1 protein-coding gene and 1 pseudogene are annotated in these 1,162 nt (G+C 78.5%); both read left to right on the forward strand.

Translation table 11 applies throughout. The features are described 5' to 3' along the window. Nucleotides 1-759, forward strand: a 759-nt coding sequence (locus WCS02_RS20500) for an SDR family NAD(P)-dependent oxidoreductase (RefSeq protein ID WP_340296168.1), incomplete at its 5' end; no start/stop codon positions are given. 135 nt (nucleotides 760-894) lie between these two features. Next, nucleotides 895-1,162: pseudogene (locus tag WCS02_RS20505) on the forward strand (hypothetical protein); the annotation flags it as partial.

The raw sequence follows: 1,162 nt of genomic DNA on the forward strand, positions 1-1,162 counted from the left end.
CCGCGGTGGACGGCCGTGGTGACCGGGTCGTCCTCGCCGACCGGCATCGGGCTGGCCTGCGCGCGGGCGCTGGTCGCCGACGGCCACGCGGTCGTGGTCACCGGGACGACGGACCGGGCCCTGGAGCGCGCCGAGGCCCTGCGTGCCGGGGGCGCCCGCGCGACCGGCGTCGTGGCCGACCTGACGACGGCCGAGGGGGTCGCGCGCCTGGTCGACGCCGCCGCCGCGGTCGGGCTGCCGGTCCGGGTGCTCGTCAACGGCGCCGGCATGACGTCGGTGGCCGACCCAGGGACGTCCGGCACCCTGGCCGGCACGTCGCCCGAGGAGTGGCAGCACGAGCTCGACCGGTCCCTGACCAGCGCCTACCGGGTGACCCGCGCCCTGCTGCCGCACCTGCTGGCCGCCGGGGACGGCCGGGTCGTGTCGGTCTCCAGCGTGAGCGGCCCGGTCGTGGCCTACCCGGGCGACGTCGCCTACCACGCGGCCAAGGCGGGCCTGGTGGGCCTGACCCGCGCCCTGGCGCTGGAGGTCGCCGCGTCGGGCACCACGGTCAACGCCGTCGCGCCCGGCTGGGTCGCCACCGGGTCGTCGGAGGAGGACGAGCTCCGCCAGGGCGCGGCGAGCCCGGTCGGCCGTCCCGGCACCCCGGACGAGGTCGCCGCGGCGGTGGCGTTCCTGGCCTCCCCGGGGGCCTCGTACGTCACGGGCCAGGTGCTCGTCGTCGACGGGGGGAACAGCGTGGCCGAACGGCACGCCTGACGCGGGCGGCGACCCCCGATGTTCACCTGGTGGCCACCGTCGCGCCGCCCGGGGGTCGCACGGATGTCGCGGGACGCATGTGAGGTCGGGACGTCCCGACCGCACGTCCCGCACGCACCGACCGGAAGGCCCGTCATGACCGGCACGCACGGCTCCCCCCACGCCCACCCCCACGCGCACGACGAGCACCACGCGCAGGACCACGCCCACGGGCAGGACCACGGCCACACGCACGCCGAGACGGTCCTCGACGAGACCACCGCCGTCGCCGTGGACACCTCCGTCCCCGACCGCGAGCTCAGCCCGGCCCAGCTGTCGCGGCGCACCATGCTCCGCGCGGCCGGCATCGTCGGCGCCGTCGGCGCGGCGGGCCTCGGCACCGCCGGCACCGCGCTGCCCGCCG

It is taken from the genome of Aquipuribacter hungaricus, assembly GCF_037860755.1.
Lineage (GTDB): Bacteria > Actinomycetota > Actinomycetes > Actinomycetales > JBBAYJ01 > Aquipuribacter > Aquipuribacter hungaricus.